Origin of the sequence: Acinetobacter higginsii (assembly GCF_000369525.1) — a bacterium.
GTDB lineage: Bacteria > Pseudomonadota > Gammaproteobacteria > Pseudomonadales > Moraxellaceae > Acinetobacter > Acinetobacter higginsii.
Genome location: NZ_KB850072.1, coordinates 1,594,231 through 1,618,941, shown reverse-complemented (window position 1 = coordinate 1,618,941; position 24,711 = coordinate 1,594,231). Strand labels below are relative to the sequence as shown.

The window sequence follows — 24,711 nt, the reverse complement described above, 5'->3', positions numbered from 1 at the left end:
GATCAGGGCAAACAATCTCGGGTTGATTATGACGGAAGTAGAACAGCAACTTACCCCTCCAACAAAACCAAGACCACCGCGGCGCATTGCTCGAAATGTTGTGCTGATTGTGCTGATCATTCTTTTATTATTGGTCAGCTCTTTGGTTGTGATGATGTCAACGGATAAGGGGAGCCGTTTTCTATTAGACCGTGTACTTCAAAGCCAGAAAACCATTAAATACGAATATGAAAGCGGTAATCTGCTTTCAGGCATTATCTTAAAAAATGTGTTGGTACGACTGGAAGGAATTGACGTTTCTTTAGACCGTGCCGATGTGTCTTTAGGGTGGAGAGCGATTCTTAAGAAAGAAGTGCATCTTAGCCACGCCGATGTTCGTAATCTAAAAATTCTTGATAAGAAACCACCATCAGGTAAACCGTTTGGATTTGATCCAATCAAACTTCCTTTTGTATTGCGTGTTGATGAAGCCAGCCTAGACCATTTGCAACTTCAAACCACAACATCTAAAGTCGATTTTAGCGATATTTATTTAAAAGATGCTTTATGGTCAGAAACCAAATTAAAGTTCGAAGACTCTCGCATGAAGATGGAGTATTTGGCCGTCCAAAATGCAACGGGAGAAATGGACTTTAGTGGAAAATATCCAATCAATGCCAAAGCAGACCTGATTATTCCATCACTCAAAAGCCTAGATATTGATGTCATTAAAGTTGCTGCCAGAGGTTCTTTAGATACCTTAAAAGTAGGGGTTGCAACACGTACCCCAGACCTGCTCACAGGTTGGGCGGTCGTCCATCCAGTTCGTGATCATGTACCGATGAATGGTGAGTTGTTCTTTAAAAACTATCATTTGCCATTACTCAAAGATCAAAAGCTGTTTGCTAAGGACGGTATTGCGAAATTTAATGGGGATATCCAAAAACTGATTTTAAGGTTGGATACAGATCTAAAAGGCGAGCAAGTGCCGGAGGGTCAATATACAGCACAGATGGATACTGATTTAACTCACCAATTGAATATCCGTGAGTTTAATGGCCAGTTGATGGGTGGTGTGGTCAGCTTACTGGGTTTTGTAAACTGGCATGATCATGTGTCTTGGGATGTTAAAGGTCGCTTAGAGCGCTTAGACCCGAAAGACAAAACCGTACCGCAAATTGCACAAGATTTCTTGCCACCAAATTTGGATGCGAATTTAAGTTCTATAGGTTCAATGGAAAAAGGTTTGGTGCTGAACGCACAACTTGCATTTGATAAATTTGAAACTTGGGCGGTTAAGCTAGACCAAGCGGAAGAAAAAGATAATAAAGCACAACCAATGTTACTGGATGTTTCATGGAAAGGGATTGACCGTGCCATGCCATATATTGGCTGGCTCAGTAGTGAAGAAGGTCATACTAACCTGACCTTAAAAGAAGGCCAGCAAGACATCTATCTCACAACAACGATTCGTCCTCATGAACAAGCTTTGTTACCAACAGGAAAATATGATGCGCGTTTAGATGTAAAAGGCGATCTATTAGATGTGGAAAGCTTCCGTTATGAGGCGGAAAAAGGCAGCTTGTCGGGACAGGCCAAAGTTAAGCTGCCTACCGAAAAGCAACAGCTTTCATGGCAAGCTCAGCTTAAAGCTCAGGATTTTAATCCGCAAACAGTTGCCGCTGCTGCACCGATTAACTTATTAAATGGTGCAATAAAAGCCACTGGCTTTGCCAAGCCGAATCAACAAATTATTCAGCTTGAACAGATTGATTTAACAGGGCAATTGCCACAAGACAATAAAACAGAAACCATTGCCCTCAAAGGGAAAAGTACGGCTGCCTTGATTTTTAATGACGAAAAAGCAGGTGGTGGATTTAAGAGTTTTGCAGTCAATTATGATGGCTCTTTAAATGCATTAAACCAAGGTAACGGCGTATTAAAAATCAAGGTTGCAGGGACACCTGATTACATCAAGATCAATGAACTTAATCATGATGGTGTGGCAGGCAAAATCTTTGCAACGGGTGCAGTCAATCTCAAAGATAAATTAGGTTGGGATATTGATGCCTCGCTAGTACGTTTTAAACCACAATATTTTGTATCAAGCGTCAAAGGTGAAGTTTCTGGGCGAGTTAAAACACTTGGTGTTTGGTCCGATAAACTGAAACGTATTGATATCCGTCAGCTCAATCTTGCAGGCTTCCTGAATAATAAACCGATTCGTGGTCGTGGTAATCTGAGTTTATTGCTTGATTCGAATCAACAAGGTTTCTTGCCACAACAATTCGAAGCCAATGACTTATTTTTTGCCTATGCACAGAACCAGTTGCAAGCCACAGGCAATGCGCAAAACTTACGCATTAAGTTGAATGCGCCTGCTTTATATGAGCTTTACCCGGGCTTACGTGGTCGTGCATACGGTAGCTTAAATGTACAGTCGCAGCCACGCTTAAAAGCAACCGCAAATATGATGGTTGATAACTTTGCTTTTAATGATCTGGTGACGATTCGTTCATTAAAAGTGCAAGGTGAATTACCGACTTCTGAAACCACACCTACTCAGCTGACTGCAACTTTAGATCGTTTGCGTAATGGCAATCGTGAAATTGAACAAGCGACAGTAAACTTGGCAGGAACACGCAAGGCACATGTGTTGAAGGTGGAGAGCAAAAACCGTCAATCGAATTTCTATCTGCAACTTGCGGGTGGTTTTAATCCGAAGAACGACTGGTTAGGCCAATTGCAAAAAGGTAACTTTACTTCGCGTAATATCAGTTTGGTACAAAACCAAAGTGCGCCGATTATCTATACCACGGCGCAACAGGAATTGTATGTTGGTCAACATTGCTGGCAGAGTTCGAGCAGTCAGTTATGTCTGGATCAACCTGCACGCCTTAGCAAAGCCAAAGGTAGCTTCTCCTTTATTACCAAAAATCTGGATTTAAAAGACTTTACTGCATTTATGCCTGAAGGTTTGGCGGTTACAGGTCAACTCAATGGCTATGCCAAAGCGTCTTGGGCTCAGGGTAGTCATCCAAAACTAGATGCTCGTTTAGTCACTCAGAAAGGTGAAATCGGATTGGCGGCGGATGATCCACAAGATCCTGCGACAACGGTCACTTATGATGAGTTGAGTCTGATTGCAAAAAGTATCAGCGAAGGTTTGTTATTACGTGTCGATATGAAGACACCAGATATTGGTACAGGTTATGCTAATGTAATTGTTAATCCGTACCAAGCCAATATGCCAATGCGTGGTGAAGTTGCATTTAATGATGTGCAGTTGAAAGTCTTTAAGCCGTTTATTAAAGACGTACGTTCAATGTCAGGGACTTTGGCTTTGGCTGGTAAAATGAATGGGACCTTGACTCAACCTGAGTTTGTCGGTGAGATGCGCTTGAAAAATGGCGCAATTTCGATGATCTCGCTGCCTGTGAATTTAAGCAATATCCAGCTTTATTCCTCAATACGCCAGCAATCTGCCAGTATTGATGGCGCATTCAATAGTGGTCAGGGTGTTGGGCGTTTGAAGGGTAATTTTGATTGGAAGAATGACCCACATTTAAATCTGACCCTGAAAGGCGACAACTTATTGGTACGCCAAGCACCGATGATCACGGCGATTGTAGAACCTGATTTAAGCTTGGATGTTTATCCTTTTGATCAGAGATTAAGCCTGAAAGGGAAAGTTGATGTGCCACGTGCACGTATTTCGATGCCAGAAAGTTCTGCGACGGTAGTGAATCTGTCACCAGATGTACGTGTGGTTCAACAAGGCCAAGACTTGCTGGCGACTTTAAAAGCGGCTAAACCGTGGGATATCCGTGCCGATATGACTGTGACTTTAGGCAACCAAGTTATTTTCCAAGGTTTTGAAAGTACCATTCCATTGGTCGGTCGTTTGCACTTATCGCAACGTGGTTTAGAAACTGCAATGCGTGCCAATGGTGCGATTGGTGTCAGTCAAAAAGTGAAGATTGAAGCCTATGGTCAAAGTCTTGATTTGAATCGAGCGATTGCACGTTTCAATGGACCATTGGCCAACCCGACGTTGGATATTGATGCCAATAAACCGGTTCAAGGTAGTATGGTCGGCGTGCGTGTCACAGGTACAGCCACTGTGCCGAATATTCAGATTTATAACGATGCAGGTTTGTCTGAGCAAGAAGCCTTGAATGCCTTACTCACAGGTCGTATTAATGAAGGTAACAGTGGTTTAAGTAATACTGAAGGCTTTAAGTCTGACGTAAATAACACCATTGCTGCTGCGGGTATCAGTATGGGCTTAGGCGGTACGCGTGCCTTGACCAACCAGATTGGTCGTACCTTTGGTTTGAGTGGTTTGGCGTTGGATGCACAGGGTACAGGTGATGATACGCAGGTGAGTCTGACAGGCTATATTACGCCTGATCTGTTTATTCGTTATGGTATTGGTGTATTTACCCCAGTGAATAAGTTGACCTTGCGTTATCAGATGAACCGTCGTTTATATCTGGAAGCGAGTCAGTCCTTAGAACGTGCGATTGACGTATTCTACAACTGGCGATTCTAACTATACTTTAAGCTTGGTTTAGAATCAGAAAGAGGAATTATTTCGATGAAATAGTTCCTCTTTTTTATGGTTGTAACACTACTTGAACCTCCCAAAAAAGCATCCACATAAAAATTAATGAGGACAGATGTGTTAATGGTCTGAGCGAATTTTTAAACAGATTTCATAGCGGATGGTTTTAGAAAACAAGAATTGTGATAGAATTAATATAAACTATTGAAAATAAACGATTTTATGACATTTTTTGGAGGAAATAAATGAAATCTGTCACTTTTGGTCAGCTTTGGGCAGTGCTTGGCTTAGTGCTCCTCAGTTCGACACTCCAAGTCAATGCCAAGGAATATTATAAGTGGGTCGATGCCAAAGGCGTCACCACTTATTCAGCAACGCCCCAACCTGTACAAAGACAAGAACCTCAGCTCGATCCAATCAAAAAGAATAGTGCTACCACAGTACAACAGCCGACTGCTCAAACTGGAACGGCACCGAAAGAGCCAAAAATCACAACAGTAACTGCAACTACAGCAACAACACCAACTAAACCTGTAACGACGACCACAACAGCCACAGGCAATCTTACTGCGACAAGTGACGTGCTTATCGCCGTCAAAAACTGTAATGGAGTTAGATGCTGGGATATGAAAGGCAAGTCATATAATCTAGTTGCAGGAACGACATACCTCTCTGCCAATGGAGGAAAATGTCAAAAGTTAGGCAATAACATGCGCTGTAGCAAATGATTTGTATGTTTTTATTACGGAAAGCAAGCTTTTAGCTGCTTCCTTTTTGCAAAATAAACAAGTTTCAGTATGATGGTGGGCATCAAATTAGCCGCAGTATGATGATGAAAAAAGTTTTGTTTATTGCAATAGGTTTAGTTTTGGCTGGTTGTGCTGAGAAAAAGCCGTTAACCCCTGAAGAACAATGGCATGGCTATTGTGTCAGTGTGGGTAACGCTGCACGTTCGATTACACTAGATCGTCAAAATGGAATTGAGCAAAAACAAGCAACGGAATATGCGGCAAAGATTGAAGATGAGACCACACGTAAGTTTATCTTTAAAATTTTGGACACAGTTTATGCACTTCCTGCCGATCAACTGAAAAAAGATCCAGAAGCATTACGTGAGAATTTAAAGAAACAGTTTATGGAAGAATGCTTGGTTACCCCACATGACAAGCTGCCTAACTATAAACTTTTTTAATGTGTATATAAAAAAGACAACACCGTTTGTCTTTTTTTATGGATGTAATTTATTGTTTTATTAGACTTTAACCTAAGACCAAAGCGGTATTTCCAAGGGATGAACATTTCGCTATAAAATAATGGGCATCACGTAGAAATACGGTAGTTGCATTAACATTTAACGCGAAGTCTAGTAAAATTTTGCTGTCCACATTACTTGTAAAGCTTGTAGCAAGCTGGAACTTACAAGTAATTTTTTAAAAAAGAGGAATAACACTGTGCTAGAAGCTTACCGCCAACACGTTGAAGAACGTGCCGCACTCGGAGTCCCACCGAAGCCGCTTGATGATGCTCAAACTGCTGAACTCGTAGCCTTATTAAAAAATCCACCAGCAGGTGAAGAAGCTTATTTAGTAGATTTACTAGAAAATCGTGTTCCAGCAGGTGTTGACCAAGCTGCATATGTAAAAGCTGCTTTCTTAGCTGCTGTTGCAAAAGGCGAAGCAACCTCTCCACTCGTATCTAAAGAACGTGCAGTTTACTTACTAGGTACAATGCTTGGTGGTTATAACGTAGCACCACTTGTTGAACTTCTAGACAATGCTGAGCTTGCTGAATTAGCGGCTGAAGCGTTAAAGAAAACACTTCTTGTATTTGATGCATTCCATGATGTAGCTGACAAAGCAAAAGCAGGCAATGCTGCTGCTAAAGCAGTATTACAATCTTGGGCTGATGCAGAATGGTTCACAAGCCGTGCTGACGTTCCAGAAGAAATCAAAATCACTGTGTTCAAAGTAACAGGTGAGACCAATACGGATGACTTGTCTCCAGCTCAAGACGCTTGGAGCCGTCCAGACATCCCATTACATGCAAACGCAATGTTGAAAAACGAGCGTGACGGTATTAACCCTGAAAAACCAGGTGAAGTTGGTCCATTAAACCAAATCAAAGAATTGATCGCGAAAGGCAACCAAGTTGCTTACGTAGGTGACGTTGTTGGTACAGGTTCTTCTCGTAAATCTGCAACGAACTCTGTACTTTGGTTCTTCGGTGACGAACTTCCACACATTCCAAACAAAAAAGATGGTGGTGTGTGCTTAGGTTCTAAAATCGCGCCAATTTTCTTTAACACAATGGAAGATGCAGGTGCATTACCTGTAGAAATCGACGTTGCCAACATGAACATGGGGGACGAAGTTGTATTGAAAATTGATCACGCTGCTGCAAAAGTAACTGCATTTAAAGACGGTGCACAAATTGCAGAAGCTGAGCTTAAAACCCCTGTACTTTTAGACGAAGTACGTGCTGGTGGTCGTATTAACTTGATCATTGGTCGTGGTTTGACTGCGAAAGCGCGTGAAGAATTAGGTCTTGCACCTTCTACATTGTTCCGTACTCCAGTACAACCTGCTGACACTGGTAAAGGTTTCACCCAAGCACAGAAGATGGTTGGCCGTGCATGTGGTTTAGCAGAAGGTCAAGGTATCCGTCCGGGTACTTACTGTGAACCTAAAATGACGACTGTTGGTTCTCAAGATACAACAGGTCCGATGACGCGTGATGAGTTAAAAGACTTGGCATGCTTGGGCTTCTCAGCTGACTTAGTGATGCAGTCTTTCTGTCACACTGCTGCGTATCCAAAACCAGTTGACGTAACAACTCACCATACATTACCTGACTTCATCATGAACCGTGGTGGTGTATCTTTACGTCCAGGTGACGGTATTATCCACTCTTGGTTAAACCGTATGTTACTTCCAGATACTGTTGGTACTGGTGGTGACTCACACACACGTTTCCCAATTGGTATTTCATTCCCAGCGGGTTCTGGTCTTGTTGCGTTCGCAGCTGCAACTGGCGTTATGCCACTTGATATGCCTGAGTCTGTACTTGTTAAGTTCAAAGGTAAAATGCAGCCTGGTATCACTTTACGTGACCTTGTACATGCAATTCCTTACTACGCGATTCAAGCGGGTGACTTAACTGTAGAGAAGAAAGGTAAGAAAAACATCTTCTCGGGTCGTATCCTTGAGATTGACTTATCAGAAATGGAAAATGACTTGACTGTTGAGCAAGCATTCGAACTTTCTGATGCATCTGCTGAGCGTTCTGCTGCTGGCTGTTCAATCACACTTTCTGAAGAGAAAGTTGCTGAATATTTACGTTCTAACATCACCATGTTGAAGTGGATGATTGCTGAAGGTTATGGCGATGCGCGTACTATGGCGCGTCGTGCTGAAAACATGCAGAAGTGGTTAGATAACCCAAGCTTGTTAAAAGCTGATGCTGATGCAGAATACTTAAAAGTTTACGAAATCGATCTTGCTGACATCAAAGAACCAATTCTTTGCTGCCCGAACGATCCAGATGACGCGAAACTTCTTTCTGACGTTCAAGGCGACAAGATTGATGAAGTATTCATCGGTTCTTGTATGACCAACATCGGTCACTTCCGTGCAGCGGGTCAGTTACTTGACAAAGTACCTGGTGGTTCATTGTCTACTCGTTTATGGTTGGCTCCACCAACTCGTATGGACGAGCATCAATTGATGGAAGAAGGCTTGTATAACATCTATGGCCGTGCTGGTGCGCGTACAGAGATGCCAGGCTGTTCATTATGTATGGGTAACCAAGCACGTGTAGCACCGAACACAACATGTGTATCGACTTCTACACGTAACTTCCCGAACCGTTTAGGTCAAGGTGCAAACGTTTACTTGGCTTCTGCTGAGCTTGCATCTGTAGCTGCGGTTCTTGGTAAATTACCAAGCCCAGAAGAATATCAACAGTACGCGTCGCAAATCGACAGCGCTTCTGCTGACATCTACAAATACTTGAACTTTGACAAGATGAGCGAATATACAAAAGAAGCTGATCAAGTTGATACCAAGAAAATCCAAGCAGCTCAATTGACCTAATATGTTAGTGAGCTAAAAATAAGGGCTGAGTAATCAGCCCTTATTTTTTTGAAGCTTCAACTGATTGTTATATCAGATGCGACTTAAAAATTTAGGCAAAGCAAGTGTATTAAAAATGAAGATTTACTTTTCAGAATAATTTTAATCTGTATCTTTTCTTGAGTAATTTTAAATTTGCTTCTTTTTTATGCTAATTAAATCATCAATACATTTTAATTATTCATGAACAATAAACTTTCTTGTTTATGCCCAAGGGCAGTGCTTGTTGTACGGTAGCTTAAACATACAGGGTTTTATTCAATCATATAACAAGGAGCTAGATGATGAAGACTTTACCCAAAGCATATGTTAAGGCAGCAGGTATTGTATTTGCAGGATGTCTATTGGCAGCCTGTAATGACGATGATAAGAAAAAAATCAATTCTGAGATAAAACTGCAAACAACCACAGTGGCCTTAACCGCTTTAAGTCAGAGTCTTGTTTGGAAAAATGACCAATGTGATGTGGTATATCGAGATGCGATAGAACAAAATAATAAAGCATTAACGGCCTTGCAAGATTTGAGGGCGGTATTAACCACACAGCAGAATAATTTAGCCGCTTTTATAGATCAGCGTATGTTGCCTAAGCTCACTCAGTTTGGTTCAGAGGCCAATTTTATCCGTGAACGTTGTAACGCTCCAGATTATGATGGCACGGGCGTGAGTATGGAACGTCCTGCAATGCTGCGTGAAATGCTGAATGAATGGCAGGGAACGATTGATTTATTGATAAAACAGCTCAATAAACCGCCACAAATGAATGTATCAATTCAACCCGCACGTTTAACTAATGTAGAGGTTAATGCAAACACCGTTGCGGCATTCAAATTTAAAGACTGTTCAGATAGCTTTTGTCCTGAGTTGAGCGTGATTCCTGAGGGAAGTTATCAAATGGGTGGCACACTGGAAGAGCAGGAGCGAGAAGGCGTGCCAGCACAGGCAAGACCCTATGAACTTCCTCAACATCAAGTCAATGTTACACAACCATTTGCAATGGCATCTCATGAAACAACGGTCGCTCAATTTCAGCAATTCCAGAAAGAAACAGGTTGGGAAGTGCAAGGATGTCGAAGTTGGGAGGTACGTGATGGTGAATACAATATGTGGTATCGCAAGGACTTAAACCCGAGCAATCCAGGATTTGCGCAAACGACTCAAGATCCCGTGGTTTGCGTACGCCGTGAAGATGGTCAGGCTTTTGCTGCATGGTTGTCTGAAAAAACAGGAAAAACCTACCGTTTGCCGACCGAGGCTGAATGGGAGTATGCAGCACGGGCAGGGACCACTACTACATTCTATTGGGGTAATGCCCATGAGCGTGATCAAGCTTGCAAGTACGCCAATGTTTTAGATGTAAGCACGACAAGCACGGAAACCAATACAGCCACATGGCGGGCATTTAACTGTAATGATGGTTATGCATATACCGCACCTGTGGGCTCATTTTTACCGAATGCTTTTGGTTTATATGATGTACTCGCCAATGCACGTGAATGGGTAGATGATTGTTGGCATGCCAATTATCAAGGTGCACCTGCAACAGCAGTACGTTGGGGTGCAGAGAATAATGGTCTGTGTAATTTCCCTGTATTACGTGGTGGTGCATGGATTTATAACGTACATAATGTACGAACGGCTTATCGCAATGCCTATTATTCATCTCAAGCACGTTCAACCATGTGGGGTTTTCGGGTAGTGCGGGGAATTTAGCATTATAGATAAAGTTGATATTTAGAAAATCTAACAAGTTGTTTTGTTGACTTAATATTTTGATTTATCTAAAAATAAGGGTTGAGTAATCAGCCTTTATTTTTTGAGCAATTAAAATGAAAAACTTTAATGTGTTACAACAAGAATATTTAAAAATACTTTCTAAAGTAGACGAGTCTTTTTTTAATGTAGTGCATGAGTATAGTAAAGAAAAAGAGGGACTATCTGGTTTATTTCTTGCAAGTGAACCTGATCATTATTGGACAGCTAAAAATAGAATCATGATAGTTGGGGCTGAAACAAGGGGATGGAACATCAAGTTAGACCAAGTGTATGATTTAGAGCATTACATTTTTAAATCAATTGAAAAGAATAAGAACTTTTTCCAAAAAATGATGCTTGAAACCAGAACGAAAAAAATTACCTTTCACGATTTTACTCGGGCAGTTGCCGATAAATCTGGTTCAGAAGGATTAATTTACTGCAACTTATTTTGTTTTGCTTGGAAAGAAAAAAGCCCAATAAAATCAAAATATTTTGATCAAATTAAAAATATTTCATTTGATCTGTTAAAGGCACAAATTGATTACTTTGAACCGAGTGTGATCATATTTGCGAATGGTAGTCAGAATACTATTTATAGAAGAGAGTTATTTGATCCAAAATTCTATTCAGAAGGCAAAGATTACAGTGAAGAAAGCATAGATAAAAACCAACTTTATAAATTTATTTATGATGGCAAATACTTATGTTACAGAATCCAACATCCTTCAACAATTAGAGGAAAAAGAGCAGCCTTTTCTGCAAGGAAGAAGTTATTGGCATTACTTCCTGAATTATAAAATAGTAATAAAAATATTTTTTAGTTAGAAAGGCACTTCAAGTGGATTGAAGTGCCTACTTAAATTAAATCACCAATAACCCAACACTTTCCACCAAAGTCCGCCAATCACTACAAAGATGATGATATTGACGATACTCATAACAAAGCCAGCTTTCCACCATTCACCCAGCGTGGTGTAACCTGAACCGAATACCACAGGCGATGTACCCGTTGCATAATGGGTTAAGGTCATCATGATACTCGAAGCTGCTGCCATCATTAAGGCAAATAACATCGGTGGTGCACCCAGCGCCAGTCCAGCCGTATAGAAGGCCGCAAACATGGCAGTGATATGGGCCGTGGTACTGGCAAACATATAATGTGCATACAGATAGGCGAGCATCAATAACAAACAGGCAGGCATCCAGCTTAAACCTAAATGACCAATCCCTGTTTCTAATACCCCTGAGAACCACGTGATTAAACCGAGCTTATTTAAATAAGTTGCCATCATCACCAAGGCCGCAAACCAAGTGATGGTATCCCACGCGCTTTTTTGCGTCAGGATATCTTCCCAAGTCAGTACCCCAGTGATGAGTAGTAAGCCCAAACCAATAAAGGCAGTGGTCGTCGGATCAACCGCCCAAGCTGAACCGAAAATCATGGCAGGGATGCCTGCCCATAACAGTAGTAAAATCCCAAATACGCCAAGCATAATGATTTCATTTTTGCTGACTGGGCCCATTTCTTTTAACTTGGTTTTGGCAAACTGAGCTGCATTGGGAGTTTCTTTGACTTCAGGTGGATACATCCAGTACATAATCAGCGGCATGATGATCAAGGCAATTAAACCCGGTAATAACATTGCTAATGCCCATTTACTCCAGCTTAAGGAAATTTCACTATTGGTTGCTTTCGCTACCAGATCGACCACCAACGGGTTAGGGGCGGTTGCGGTAATAAACATGGCAGAAGTAATCGGATTGGCTTGGTAGTTCACCAAAGCTAAGTATTTCCCCATACGACCTTCGGTGCCTTTGGCTGGGTCAGAGTCATAACTGGTAGAAATTGCACGTACAATCGGGTGAATAATCCCACCACCACGTGCAGTATTACTTGGGGTAACTGGTGCAAGAATCAGTTCAGAAAGTACCATGCTATAACCGATACCAATGGTTTTCTTGCCCCAAACCGCGATAAATAAATAGCCTAAGCGTGCACCGAGTCCCGTTTTCTGCAAACCTTTAGAGATCATGATCGAAATACCAATCAACCAGATCAGTGGGTTGGCAAAACTGCTGAGTGCATCTTGAATGGCGCCACTTGGACTATCGTTGGTAACACCTGTCACGGCGACTAAGGTAATGGCAATAATCGCAATCGCACCAATCGGCATGGCTTTACCAATAATGGCAGCAATCACACCGACAAACATCGCTAGTAAATGCCATGCATCAGGATCAACGCCTGTAGGCACAGGAATCACGAACCAGATCAATAATGCAATAAATAAAGAGATCAGCGTCGGGAGAGCTTTAAATCCCATGTAAATTCCCCTTGTTGTTACGGGTTTAATAAAATTTATAGTTCTTTATGAATGAATCGTTAAAGAAAATAACCACTAAGCTTTTATTATCGTTGACGCGAGCGCCAAACTGCAAAGAAAATTTTGTTGAAACCGCGTTATATAGGGCAATGAGTTGGCGAATGATTTTGTTTAATTCGAGAAAAATAGGGCATTCACTTAAAATCTCTTATTAAATATGAAAGCATCATGCTACATTTTCAGCTTGCTTGATCAAACAATAAGTATGGTATGACTCAATTTTCATGGCAGCAATTAAGACGCTTTGTTTATGACAATTTGCACAATGATGACTATAAAAGTACGGTAAGTACCTGCGTAAACTATCTATTGATTGCTTTGATTATTGGCAACGTTGCTGCAGTTCTGTTGGAGTCCGTCAACGAATTTTATCAACTGTATAAGCCTTATTTCGATATCTTTGAAAATCTCTCGATCATGATTTTTAGTGGCGAATACCTGCTTAGGCTCTGGAGTATTGTTGAGGAGGAGCCACAAGAGGCTGCGTGGAAACAACGGATTCGCTGGATGAAAAGTGGTGGGGCAATTATCGATCTATTGGCGATTTTGCCTGCTTATCTCAATTTCATTGTTCCGATTGATTTGCGTTTCTTACGGGTCTTACGCTTGGTTCGTCTACTCAAGCTAACCCGTTATTTTGTTTCCCTGCAAATTCTATTGCGCGTGATTCAGCGCGAAAAAGGCTCATTTCAAGCGGTCATTTTTATCTTGGTGATTATGATCGTGATGACGGCATCTGCGATTTATGTAGTTGAAAACAAAGCTCAGCCTGAGGCGTTTAGTTCAATACCGCAATCGATGTGGTGGGCAGTAGTTACCTTAACCACTGTCGGTTATGGCGATGTGACTCCTGTGACTAACTTAGGGCGGATACTCGGTGCATTCATTACCATTCTTGGCGTCGGTATTGCCGCTTTACCTGCGGGTATTTTGGCTTCTGGTCTTGCCAATGAACTAAATATGCGTAATCAGCGACTGGAACAGGAGTTTAGAGAGGTACTCCAGGCCAAAGGTTTGGACCTGCTGCATGATCAAGTGGAAATTGAACGGATTCGTAAAAAAGTCGGTTTACCCAAAGAGCAGACCCATGAAATTATTATGCAACTGGTCAGAGAAAAGTTGCTAGAAGATCAGGAGCAGGAAAAGAAACTATGCCGTTACTGCCCACACTGTGGTGAAAAGCTTCCTGAATAATTTGAAATTTATTATAAAAATGTAGCCTAAGGCTTCAGTATAAGTTGGTAATGCTTAGCTATTTATTCGGACGAGGCGACACTCGATTTGGCTCTAAAGCTCGGTAATACTGAGACTTAGGGCTTTTTTATTAAAAATTAAAAGTTCAGTTCATTAAGCGTTACTTCACGCAGATATTATTTCATTTAAAAAAGTTAACAATAATCTTTATCATTTGTGATAGTTTCTTGTTAAATGTTTTGTAATTTTTAAGTTTCTTTTAAGTTTAAGCATCCTATGAAGTTCTCCCAACATGATTAAGCGGCGTTATCTAATTTTATTATTGCTTCCACTGGCATTGATTTCCTTATTTGTCGGTGTAGGCGAGATGAGTCTTGCTGGTTTGTGGGCAGGCAATCCACAGGACTGGCAATTGTTCTGGACCAGTCGTTTGCCGCGACTTATGGCAATTGTTGTGGCTGGCGCGGGCCTGAGCGTCTGCGGTTTGATTATGCAATCACTCAGTCGCAACCGTTTCGTTTCTCCAACCACCGCAGGTTTATATGACTGTGCCCGTTTAGGTGTACTGGTTTCGATTATCTTGCTACCGAGTGCTTCAATTTTTGTAAATACAGGTTTTGCCATAACTGTGACACTGATCGGGGCAATGGCCTTTATGAGCATCCTGGCAACCCTCAAGCATCGAGATACCGTCTTTGTTCCTCTGGTGGGGATGATTTTTGGCAGTATTATCTCAGCCTTTACCACCTTTATCGCCTTGCAAATGGATCTATTGCAGAACTTGGCAGGCTGGTTACAAGGTGACTTTTCCACCATTTTAAATGGTCAATATGAACTGATCTATCTTAGCGTTCCTGTCTTGATTCTGATTTATATCTTTGCCAATCGTTTTGTCTTGGCAGGCTTGGGACAGGATTTTGCCACCAATCTTGGACTGAATTATAAACAGACCTTATTTCTGGGTTTGTTACTGGTCTCGGTGATTACCGGTGTGGTGATTGTGACCGTGGGTGCGATTCCGTTTCTTGGGCTGATCGTACCGAATTTGGTCAGCTTATATCTAGGTGACAATATCCGCCGAACCTTATCACATACGGCGCTCCTCGGTGTTTTGCTGGTTCTGCTCTGTGATGTTTTTGGTAGGGTAGTGATCTATCCCTATGAGGTGTCGGTGAGCCTGATTATGGGCATCGTTGGTAGTGTGATTTTCCTGTGGTTATTGCTCAGGAGATACCGCTATGCCACATAAAACCAAGCTCATTGTTTTAGCCTTTTTAACTATCCTCAGCATTGCCTTGTATTTGGGTTGGGGCTTAGGTGTGACATGGCAATATGCACTCGGTCTGCGTTTAAAAACTGTTGCTGCAATCATTGTCGCTGGCGTTGCCGTAGGGGTGTCGACCTTGGTATTTCATACCATTGTCAATAATCGGGTCGTGACACCGCAGGCATTAGGATTGGATAAATTATATGAACTATCCAAGACCAAGATTATTTATTTCTTTGGTGCCAGCACCTTGCTGTCATTTAACTTTGTCTTGGATTATTTGATCAGCTTGGTGTTAATGCTGAGCTTTGCCTTATTGTTGTATCGCTTTATTTTCAAGAAAGTTGCACAGCAAAATATTTACTTCCTGTTGTTGGTCGGGCTGATCTGTTCGACTTTATTCGACAACATGACCACTTTCTTTCAAGTCTTGCTCGATCCTGATGAATTTCAGATTGCAGCCTATGCCGGTTTTGCCAGTTTTAATGTGGTGAAAATGGAAACTGTTGGACTGTCTTTACTGACCATTGTGCCGATTCTATTTTACAGCTTAAAGCATTATCACAAGTTGGATGTGATGGCGTTGGGACGTGATCATGCTCTGAATTTGGGTCTGGATTATGACAAGACCAGCCGCTCGCTATTGATTCTGGTGGTATTGGCGTTGGCTTCTGCGACAGCCTTGGCAGGCCCGATGATGTTCCTTGGTTTGCTGGTCCTCAACATTACCCTTGAGCTGTTCAAGACCCATCAACATCACATCTTATTAGTCGGCATTATTTTGGTCAGCATCCTGTGTCTGATGATTGGGCAATTCATCGTATTACATCTATTGAATCTTAAAACCACGCTCAGTGTGATCATTAATTTTGTCGGTGGAATTTATTTCTTCTGGATATTACTGAAGGAAAATAAAAAATGGCAATAGAGCTAAAGAATTTAAGCAAAAGCTATCAGCAACAGCAGGTGGTACAAGAGCTTTCACTCAGTATTGCCAAAGGTCAGTTTACGGCTTTTATTGGCCCGAATGGCGCGGGAAAAAGTACCGTGCTTTCGATTATGAGCCGTCTAATCGAGGCTGATCAAGGACAAGTTTTGCTGGATGGACAGGATCTACGCCAAATGAAAAGTGCCGAGATTGCAAAAAAACTGGCCATCTTAAAACAGTCCAACCACACCGAGTTACGACTGAGTATTGAAGATTTGGTGGCATTTGGTCGCTTTCCCTATTCACAAGGACGCTTAACCGCAGAAGATCGTGAGGTGATTAACCGTTCCATTGCTTATATGGATTTAGAAGCATTACGCCATCGCCAACTGAGTGAGCTGTCAGGTGGTCAACGTCAGCGCGCTTATATCGCCATGATTCTGGCACAAGACACTGATTATATTTTGCTGGACGAACCTTTGAATAATCTGGATATGAAGCACTCTTCACAGATTATGAAGGTGTTAAAAGATCTGGCTGAAAATCATGGCAAATCCATCATTGTGGTAATTCATGACATCAATTTTGCCTCGGTCTATGCCGATCACATCATTGCCATGAAAGAAGGGCAACTGGTCTACCAAGGTCATCCACAGCAGATGATGGATGAACGTATTCTCAATGATATTTTTGATTTTCATATCCCGATTCAACAGGTTCAACAGCACAAATTAGGTTTGTATTTTATTAGTTAGGAGTTCGTTATGCTTTTCAAAAAAACATTGCCAGTCATGATGCTGAGTGTGGTCTTGGCTGCATGTGGTAATTCCGAAGCACCTTCTGCAAAACAGGATGTAAATGCTACTGCGACACAGGATAGTTTGAGCTTTAGCAGCAAGGCTGGTCAGATCACGATTCCTGCAAACTTGTCTCGTATTGCGGTACTGGATACCAATGCCCTAAATACCATTCATGCCTTGGGTGCGAGTGATAAAGTGGTGGCCTTACCCAAAGGCACGCCCTTACCGAAAGTACTGCAAGATTTTAATGATGGGAAGTATCTGGATATTGGAACAGCCAAAGAGCCCAATCTGGAAAAAATTGCAGCCAGTCAGCCTGAACTGATTCTCATGAGTGGCCGTATGGAAAATTTGATGGACCAGATTAAACAGATTGCGCCAACTTATTTTGTTGATGTGGATTACAACGATCAGTTTAATTCCTTTAAACAGCAAACCCTAAATATCGCTGAAATGGTGGGTAAAAAGCCAGAAGCAGAGCAACAGTTGCAAACTTTAGAAAAAGACATTAACGCATTAAAAACCAAGACTAAGGGTAAAACAGCATTAGTAATCTTGGTCAATAACAGCAAAATTGCAGCGTATGGTCCAGGCTCACGTTTCGGTAATATCCATGATCTATATGGTTTTACTCCTGCAGATCCTTCAATCAAAGTGGGCTTGCATGGTATGGCGGTGTCGCATGAATTTATCGCTCAGAAAAATCCAGATTATCTATTCGTGATTGACCGCGGTGCTGCAATTACTGAAAATCAGCAAGGTGCAAAACAAGTGTTGAATAATAAGATTATCAACCAAACTAAAGCCGCGCAAAATGGCAATATTGTTTATCTAGATTCAAGTAACTGGTATTTAATGAACAATGGTTTGGATGGCATGAAGGCGATGCTGAAAGAAGTGGCAGATGCCGTGAAATAAAAATTTAATCTGCTAATTTTATAACAAAAACCCGAAGGACTTCCTTTGGGTTTTTTATATGATGGGATTTAATAAATCACTACTTTTATAACATCATGCGTATTTCTTTATTGTATTTGGGTACGGCGATTTTAGCCATTTTGCTGCTGATTTCCGGAATTCAGCCTTTTGATCGAACCACGTGGTGGCTTGAAGTGATACCTGTATTGATTGTGGTCCCGTTATTATTTGCGACTTATAAAGCTTTTCCACTCACTCCTCTATTATATGGACTGATTTTCTTGCATGCCATTGTGCTGATTGTGGGCGGGGCATATAGCTATGCGCGTGTGCCGTTGGGTTTTGAAATGGCACAATGGTTTGGTTTAGAACGTAATCCTTATGACAAAATTGGACATTTTATGCAGGGCTTTGTCCCTGCCATAGCTGCGCGTGAAATCCTGATGCGCAACCATATTTTAAGCAAAGGCAAAATGCTCAGTTTCATTGTGATCTGTATTGTATTGGCCATCAGTGCCAGCTATGAATTGATTGAATGGGCGGCTGCATTGTCTTTGGGGCAAGGGGCAGAAGAGTTTTTGGGGACACAAGGGGATGAGTGGGATACACAGTCAGATATGTTTTTTGCCTTGATTGGGTCGATCACAGCCTTATTGTTATTCTCTCGATGGCATGATCGACAAATAGCAGAGTTAATGTCGTAATTTTTACAGTAATGAATCTGCTATTAAGACACGGCAGATTCATTTTTTTGTGAATATTTGGCGTACGCTAGCGCAATCAATAGAATCGCTAGACCGCCTAAACTTAATACAAAACCTACCCAAATTGGCGCTAACCAACCCATATTATGACTGAGGACCCAGCCTCCTAAGAATGCACCGAGCGCATTGGCCAAGTTGAAAGCTGAATGATTCAGTGAGGCCGCTAAAGTTTGCGCATCACCTGCAATATCCATTAGATGGGTTTGTAAAGCACCGCCTAGACCGATTACGGTAAAGCCGATCAAGAATAGGGCTGCAATTGCTGTATAAAGATTGGACATCATAAAACTGGCGGCAACAAATGCCAGTGCCGAACTGATCAAGATGCCAATAATGGTTTTAAATAGATTTTTATCTGCCAACCAGCCAGCAACCAGACCACCAATCACCATACCCACACCCCAAATTGCAAGGGCCACAGGCACCACACGAATATCGGCATGGGTATATTCGGTTAGAATTGGTGAGACATAACTATACACCGAGAACATGCCACCAAAGCCAATTGCACCAACGGCAAGGGTGAGCCACATATTGATATTCTTTAAACCCGCCAACTCTGCTTTGATACTGGCCGTTTTCTGCAATGGAATATTGGGAACAAATAGACTGACACCAATCAGGGTAATAAACGCAATCACCGCAGAAAACTCAAAACCTGATTTCCAGCCAAATTGCTGACCCAACCATGTGGCAATCGGCACGCCAATGACATTGGCAATGGTGAGTCCCATCATCACTTGTGCAATCGCTGTGGCACGGCGTTGTTTGCCTGCCAGTTCAGCCGCAACCAATGCTGCTACACCAAAATAAGCACCGTGTGGAAATCCTGCAATAAAGCGAGACAGTAACATGGCTTCAGGTGTAGTGGCAAAAGCGGTTGCTGCATTGGCCAAGCCATAAAAAAGCATCAAGCTAAGCAATAGTGTCTTACGGGGTACTTTTGCGCCTAAGATCGCAATAATCGGTGCACCCACCATGACACCGAGTGCATAGGCGCTGATGAAATAGCCTGCATGTGGCACACTAACGTTTAAATCGGTAGCGATTTCCTGAATCAATCCCATTGCCACAAATTCAGTAGTACCAATACAGAAACTACCCACTGCAAGGGAGAAAATAACCAGAAATAAGGAATAGTTGGGTGAGGGAGATGAGTGCAAGGGAGAGCTTGACGAGGACATAATATCTCGAGTCTAAAAGTACCGCCGTATTATATTCGACTCGCTTTGGGAAAGGTGAAATAGAACACAATTTTTATCTCAATTGGTTTGGGGGCGATACTATATAAAAACACAATAATTGAATGATAATTATTTTCATTTATGTATAATGCAAAGCAGACATTTTTTAGCTGAGCTTTTATAAAGGGTGGGAAAAGAGTGAAAAAATTATTAATTAGTCCATTGTTGCTTGTTTCAGTTTATAGCTTTGCTCATGAGCCCTATGTTGCGCCGCTTGCATATACAACGGAACAAACCCAAGTCGCAATTATCTCGGGTTATGCAGAAGAAGCTTTACAAAGTGAATATGCATTAAAAGATGCGAAGTTTGAGATTACTGCACCGAATAAAACTAAAACCACGATTGAGCCAGATTCTAAGCTCAGTTCGGCAACTGTATTTGACTTGAAATTGCCTGAAGCAGGAACTTATACGGTCAAAACCAGTGCCAGTTATCCATTGAAATATGTACAAGATCAAAAAGAATGGAAAATGTTCTTTGATATGCCAGCAGACAAAGCACCTGTCAGAGCTGAGCGTGATTTTGTCATTCCTTCAGATTTAAAAGCGAAAAAATTTACACCTGTTGAAATTACCCGTGAATGGACATTTTTGACTTATGTGTCTAAAGAGAAGAATACGCCAGTGCAAGTAAGCACAGCACCGATTCAAGTTGAATTTTTAACCCATCCAAGTGAGCTAAAGGCCAATCAAACGGTGAAAATTAAAGTATCAAAAACCAATCAAGCATTGGCCAATGCCAATGTGGTTATTCGTGCTAAAGGTGCAACTGATAAGCAAGGCATTAGTTTGAAGACAGCCACAGATGGCAGTGCTGATTTAGTTTTTGCTAAAGCAGGCGAGTACCTGATTGAAGTCAGCGAAGCAGTTGATGCGAAGCAAAAGCCAAGCAATCAGTTCTATAGCATTATCAGTGTTGCTGTAAATTAAGAAGCGGAAAGGCTAATTCATCTGAATTAGCCTTTTATTTTGATGTCTATTTTATTGATTTGACTCATCATCCATCGCATTACTATAAAATTTAACGCCCAATTTAATGCGATCACGACCATTGCTCATACGCCAGCGATTGCTATCTCTGAGTGAATAGACACAGCCACAGTATTCCTGTTGATAGAACTCTTCACGTTTGCTGATCTCTAGCATACGGACTGCGCCGCCATGTTTACGCCAGTTATAATCCCAATATTGGATATCTGGATAATGCGCCGCTGCACGCAGACCACAGTCATTGATTTGCTGCATATTCTTCCAACGTGAAATGCCCAGTGAACTGCTGATCAGACTAAAGCCATGTTCATAGGCATATAGTGCGGTACGTTCAAAGCGCATATCAAAACACATGGTGCAGCGAATACCTTTCTCAGGCTCATTTTCCATGCCTTTGGCACGGGCAAACCAGTTATCTGTGTCGTAGTCACAATCGATAAACGGAATATTATGCTTTTCGGCAAAGCGAATATTTTCCTCTTTACGGATTAGATATTCTTTGACTGGATGAATATTCGGATTATAGAAAAAGATTGAAAAGTCGATGCCAGACTCAATCAAGGTTTCCATCACTTCACCTGAACACGGTGCACAGCATGAATGCAGCAACAGTTTGTCGTGTCCTTCAGGTAGGCTGAGTGTTTGGCGTTCAAGCGTCTTTTGACTTGGATGTGGCATCGTCGGCATAGTCTGCAAAAGTGAATTGTTTATTGTAAAAGCTTTAAACGTCTGTGGAGCTCTAATTCCATGAAATGTTCTCAGCTCAAGCTGAAAATTTTTAAATACCAAAAGCACTGGAGTGTTAATCGCAATTGGTGTGCTGAGTTTTTAAACGACCGTGAACGGGTAAATAATGAAATAAAAGCCATGTTGAGACAAACTAATTAATATCATGCTAAGATGAATTAAATTCAATAATGGTAGTGGTCGTGTTAGAACTCCGTCATTTAAAAACGTTAATTGCTTTAAGAGAGCACGGTTCATTGGTATCTGCAGCAACAGATTTATGTCTTACGCCATCGGCAATTTCACATCAATTAAAAGAATTGGATCACTGGTATGGGGTAGAAGTGGTTAACCGTCGTAGCCGTCCTGTGAGTTTTTCCAATGTGGGGGAACGTTTACTGAAACTTGCAGATGATGTACTGCCACAGGTGCAAATTGCACAAACCGATATTACCCGTATTGTGCATGGGCAAACTGGACGAATTATTTTCTCATCGGAATGCCATAGCTGTTTTGATTGGCTGATGCCATTACTCAATCAATATCGCCTGCAATATCCTGATGTGGACCTAGACTTTGCAGCAGGTTTCGAATCGAATCCGCACGAGTTATTGCAAAATGCGGAATTTGATTTATTGATTACGGCTGATCCCATTGCATTAAAAGGAATTGAGTATTTCCCAATCTTTGAATATGAATCTCGTTTAGTGCTTTCCAACACCCATCCCTTGGTACGTGCAGAGCAGGTTTCAGTCGAAGATTTAGCAGAAGAAACGTTAATTACCTATCCCGTTGATAAGCATCGTCTTGATATCATGGCGCATTTGTTTATCCCTGCCAATATTCAACCCAAACATATTCGTACCACAGATTTAACTCAAATGTTGATTCAATTGGTTGCCAGTGGGCGTGGTATTGCAGCATTACCTGATTGGGTCGTGAATGAGTATGAGCAAAAGGGTTGGGTAGTAAGCCGTCGTTTAACCTGTGTTTCACCACAAGGATTGAGACGTACCTTATATGCTGGTTATCGAACAGAAGATAAGGAAAAAAACTATTTTGAGGGCTTTATTAAGCAACTTGAAAAGTTTTCTAAGATGCGAACGGTTTATTACGAGCAATAATTGAGTTTTGATTGCAATTTATAAAAGGTAGAGGGAAATAGCCTTCTACCTTTTAGCAATAAGATAATGCATGCAAGCATTCAATATTTAAGACTTGCCAATGAGAAGAGATAAGATTCCTGCGGCAATCAATGGACCTACAGGAACACCGCGTAATAGCGCAACGCCTGCCACGGTCCCGATCAGAAGCCCCGCAACGACATCGGGTTGATTACTCATCAGTTTGACACCGCGTCCACCGAGCCACGCCACTAATAACCCAACTGCAATCGCAGCCAATGATTTAATACTGATAAATGATTTTAGAATGCTTTCACCGCTGATTTTGCCGCTTGCGATCGGTGCAAGGACACCAATGGTCAGGATAATAATGCCAATATTCAAACCATGATTTTGAATATAGGGGAAAAACTGATTTAGAGGAGTCAGTTTAACTAAGATCAGGCATGCTGCTGCGACTGTGACTGCCGTGTTTTGACTAAAGATACCGCAGCCCAATAAAACAAGCAGAACCAATAAGTTGACATCAAATTGTGAAAACATGCGCGAAACGTTTGCGGGAAAGAAAGTTGAATTATACCGTAAAATATAGGCTAACTTCGGTTAAATTCATTTTAATAGCTGAGGGGAAGGCTTTCACAATCAGGATTTTGTAGATTCTCCAAGACATTAAAAAAGCCATCTTTCAACTAAAAGTTGAAGATGGCTTCCTTGTGCGAAAGAGATTAAGCCAATTTTTTGAATGTTCCATAATAGGCAATTTGTTCATCCCAGAACTGTTCCCATAAATCGCAATATTCAAGGCAAATTTGGCGGATCGATGCATATTCAGATTCAACACAGGCTTGTGCCAATACGAACCATAAATCGTCTTCATGATCATCATCAGCCGCTTCAGCAGATGCATCATGTGAAACACCATGAACATAGTAATAACCGCTATTAACATCAAAGCCGATAGCGTTGGTTGCTTGACGCAATGCAGGGCTAAATAAAATGACTTCCTCTTCCGCGACTGCTAACAGGGCAGAAACGGCTTGATAGCTGTGAAATGAGTTTTCCAGATAATTGCGAACACGTTGTGAAATGAGCGAAGGTTGATAGTCATTCCGTTCTGCTTGACTGAGTTCAAAGTCATTTAACACATCTTCAAATAGTGGGTAGTGGGCATACTCAGGATTGCCTGAATAGTAACCTTCTTCGTCTAAACCAGGACGGAAACCAAATTCATCCAGAATATTAAGATTAAGTAAAAAACGAGGGAACATTTTAGAACCCGATAATAAACGTGGTTCTAACTGTTTGGTTTGAAATTGAGCCATTAATAACGCATCTGTAAATACTTGTACGATGGCATGGCGATATTCTAAATGAATGTGTTTTAAAGTTTCTTTATCAATAACACCGTCATTTAAAAGTTGAATCGCTGGATGGCGTGAAACAGGGTGATTTGAAATTTCTGCGCGTAGTTGTTTCAGAAAGTTCAGGTTCTTGTTCCATTGTTCAGCAGAAATACTATTCTTCATTCCTTCAATAGCTTTCTGTCTTGGGTCGTTAAAGTTTTCAAATTTTTTTGGCATAGTCTTGTACTCGATGAATTAATAATATTATTGCTTTTCCAATTATTTAGTTAGATTTTGTTTGGTTGCTTATGAATATAACTATTAGTTCAACCAAAGAACTTTTTATTGGATGATTTAAATATAAAATGATTTTTTTGTGAAATCAATTTATTAAGTCGGCTAAAAAATAGCAAGAAAGTTTATGAATTAACTTAACTGTAAGTAAACAGTGAAGTGTTTCACGGAAAAAACAAATATTTTAAAAATAGAAAGATTTTTTTACAAATGATCTTGTATGTAGACTGATTTTTACATACCCTATAAAAGGAACAATAAAGAAAATACGACTTTTCTATTAATGCTCTTAAAATAACATA

General features: G+C 41.2%; 19 protein-coding genes. 14 read left to right on the top strand and 5 right to left on the bottom strand.

Going from position 1 to position 24,711, the window contains the following annotated elements; all coding sequences use genetic code 11:
• Positions 1-28 precede the first annotated feature (28 nt).
• The 6 genes from F902_RS13775 (at position 29) to F902_RS13750 (ending at position 11,230) form a co-directional block, all read left to right on the top strand.
• Positions 29-4,534 (top strand): translocation/assembly module TamB domain-containing protein, encoded by a 4,506-nt coding sequence (locus tag F902_RS13775; RefSeq protein ID WP_005204333.1) that lies wholly within the window; start codon positions 29-31, stop codon positions 4,532-4,534.
• Between the two features lie 257 nt (positions 4,535-4,791).
• Positions 4,792-5,274 carry a DUF4124 domain-containing protein gene (locus tag F902_RS13770; RefSeq protein WP_005204331.1) on the top strand — a complete coding sequence of 161 codons (483 nt, stop codon included), beginning with the start codon at positions 4,792-4,794 and terminating at the stop codon, positions 5,272-5,274.
• 104 nt (positions 5,275-5,378) lie between these two features.
• Positions 5,379-5,738, top strand: a complete 360-nt coding sequence (locus tag F902_RS13765) for a hypothetical protein (RefSeq protein ID WP_005204329.1) — start codon at positions 5,379-5,381, stop codon at positions 5,736-5,738.
• Between the two features lie 259 nt (positions 5,739-5,997).
• Positions 5,998-8,637 carry a bifunctional aconitate hydratase 2/2-methylisocitrate dehydratase gene (locus tag F902_RS13760; RefSeq protein ID WP_004653959.1) on the top strand — a complete coding sequence of 880 codons (2,640 nt, stop codon included), beginning with the start codon at positions 5,998-6,000 and terminating at the stop codon, positions 8,635-8,637.
• A gap of 323 nt (positions 8,638-8,960) precedes the next feature.
• Positions 8,961-10,388 carry a formylglycine-generating enzyme family protein gene (locus F902_RS13755; protein WP_005204327.1) on the top strand — a complete coding sequence of 476 codons (1,428 nt, stop codon included), beginning with the start codon at positions 8,961-8,963 and terminating at the stop codon, positions 10,386-10,388.
• A 116-nt stretch (positions 10,389-10,504) separates the two neighbouring features.
• Positions 10,505-11,230 (top strand): hypothetical protein, encoded by a 726-nt coding sequence (locus F902_RS13750; protein WP_005204324.1) that lies wholly within the window; start codon positions 10,505-10,507, stop codon positions 11,228-11,230.
• Positions 11,231-11,299: 69 nt separating this feature from the next.
• On the opposite strand, the gene F902_RS13745 is transcribed toward F902_RS13750, so the two are convergent.
• Positions 11,300-12,757 carry a DASS family sodium-coupled anion symporter gene (locus F902_RS13745; RefSeq protein WP_005204322.1) on the bottom strand — a complete coding sequence of 486 codons (1,458 nt, stop codon included), beginning with the start codon at positions 12,755-12,757 and terminating at the stop codon, positions 11,300-11,302.
• A 270-nt stretch (positions 12,758-13,027) separates the two neighbouring features.
• Between F902_RS13745 and F902_RS13740 the strand changes: the two genes are divergently transcribed.
• From F902_RS13740 to F902_RS13715, 6 genes are all read left to right on the top strand, one after another.
• Positions 13,028-14,011, top strand: a complete 984-nt coding sequence (locus F902_RS13740; protein WP_004806485.1) for an ion transporter — start codon at positions 13,028-13,030, stop codon at positions 14,009-14,011.
• A 292-nt stretch (positions 14,012-14,303) separates the two neighbouring features.
• Positions 14,304-15,260, top strand: a complete 957-nt coding sequence (locus tag F902_RS13735; protein WP_005204320.1) for an ABC transporter permease — start codon at positions 14,304-14,306, stop codon at positions 15,258-15,260.
• Entirely contained in the window at positions 15,250-16,206 is a 957-nt protein-coding gene (locus F902_RS13730; RefSeq protein WP_004806488.1) for an iron chelate uptake ABC transporter family permease subunit, read from the top strand. The genes F902_RS13735 and F902_RS13730 overlap by 11 nt, the downstream gene beginning before the upstream one ends.
• Positions 16,197-16,961: an iron ABC transporter ATP-binding protein gene (locus F902_RS13725; protein WP_004806490.1), complete on the top strand. Its 765-nt coding sequence runs from the start codon at positions 16,197-16,199 to the stop codon at positions 16,959-16,961. Before F902_RS13730 ends, F902_RS13725 begins: the two co-directional genes overlap by 10 nt.
• 9 nt (positions 16,962-16,970) lie before the next feature.
• Positions 16,971-17,924: a siderophore ABC transporter substrate-binding protein gene (locus F902_RS13720; RefSeq protein ID WP_004806492.1), complete on the top strand. Its 954-nt coding sequence runs from the start codon at positions 16,971-16,973 to the stop codon at positions 17,922-17,924.
• A 95-nt stretch (positions 17,925-18,019) separates the two neighbouring features.
• Complete coding sequence (locus F902_RS13715) at positions 18,020-18,628, top strand: DUF2238 domain-containing protein (RefSeq protein ID WP_005204317.1); 609 nt, start codon at positions 18,020-18,022, stop codon at positions 18,626-18,628.
• A gap of 23 nt (positions 18,629-18,651) precedes the next feature.
• Here the strand turns inward: F902_RS13715 and F902_RS13710 are convergent, their stop codons facing one another.
• Positions 18,652-19,872, bottom strand: a complete 1,221-nt coding sequence (locus tag F902_RS13710; protein WP_005204315.1) for an MFS transporter — start codon at positions 19,870-19,872, stop codon at positions 18,652-18,654.
• A 198-nt stretch (positions 19,873-20,070) separates the two neighbouring features.
• On the opposite strand from F902_RS13710, the gene F902_RS13705 reads away from it, so the two are divergent.
• On the top strand, positions 20,071-20,862 hold the full coding sequence (locus tag F902_RS13705) for a DUF4198 domain-containing protein (protein ID WP_005204313.1): 792 nt from the start codon (positions 20,071-20,073) through the stop codon (positions 20,860-20,862).
• A 51-nt stretch (positions 20,863-20,913) separates the two neighbouring features.
• Here the strand turns inward: F902_RS13705 and F902_RS13700 are convergent, their stop codons facing one another.
• Positions 20,914-21,609: an epoxyqueuosine reductase QueH gene (locus F902_RS13700; RefSeq protein ID WP_005204312.1), complete on the bottom strand. Its 696-nt coding sequence runs from the start codon at positions 21,607-21,609 to the stop codon at positions 20,914-20,916.
• 242 nt (positions 21,610-21,851) lie between these two features.
• Between F902_RS13700 and F902_RS13695 the strand changes: the two genes are divergently transcribed.
• Positions 21,852-22,772, top strand: a complete 921-nt coding sequence (locus F902_RS13695; protein ID WP_162180561.1) for a LysR family transcriptional regulator — start codon at positions 21,852-21,854, stop codon at positions 22,770-22,772.
• Positions 22,773-22,859: 87 nt separating this feature from the next.
• Here F902_RS13695 and F902_RS13690 read toward each other — a convergent pair whose 3' ends face one another.
• On the bottom strand, positions 22,860-23,315 hold the full coding sequence (locus F902_RS13690) for a DUF441 domain-containing protein (protein ID WP_005204306.1): 456 nt from the start codon (positions 23,313-23,315) through the stop codon (positions 22,860-22,862).
• A gap of 182 nt (positions 23,316-23,497) precedes the next feature.
• Positions 23,498-24,352 carry a hypothetical protein gene (locus F902_RS13685; protein ID WP_005204303.1) on the bottom strand — a complete coding sequence of 285 codons (855 nt, stop codon included), beginning with the start codon at positions 24,350-24,352 and terminating at the stop codon, positions 23,498-23,500.
• Positions 24,353-24,711: the final 359 nt, after the last annotated feature.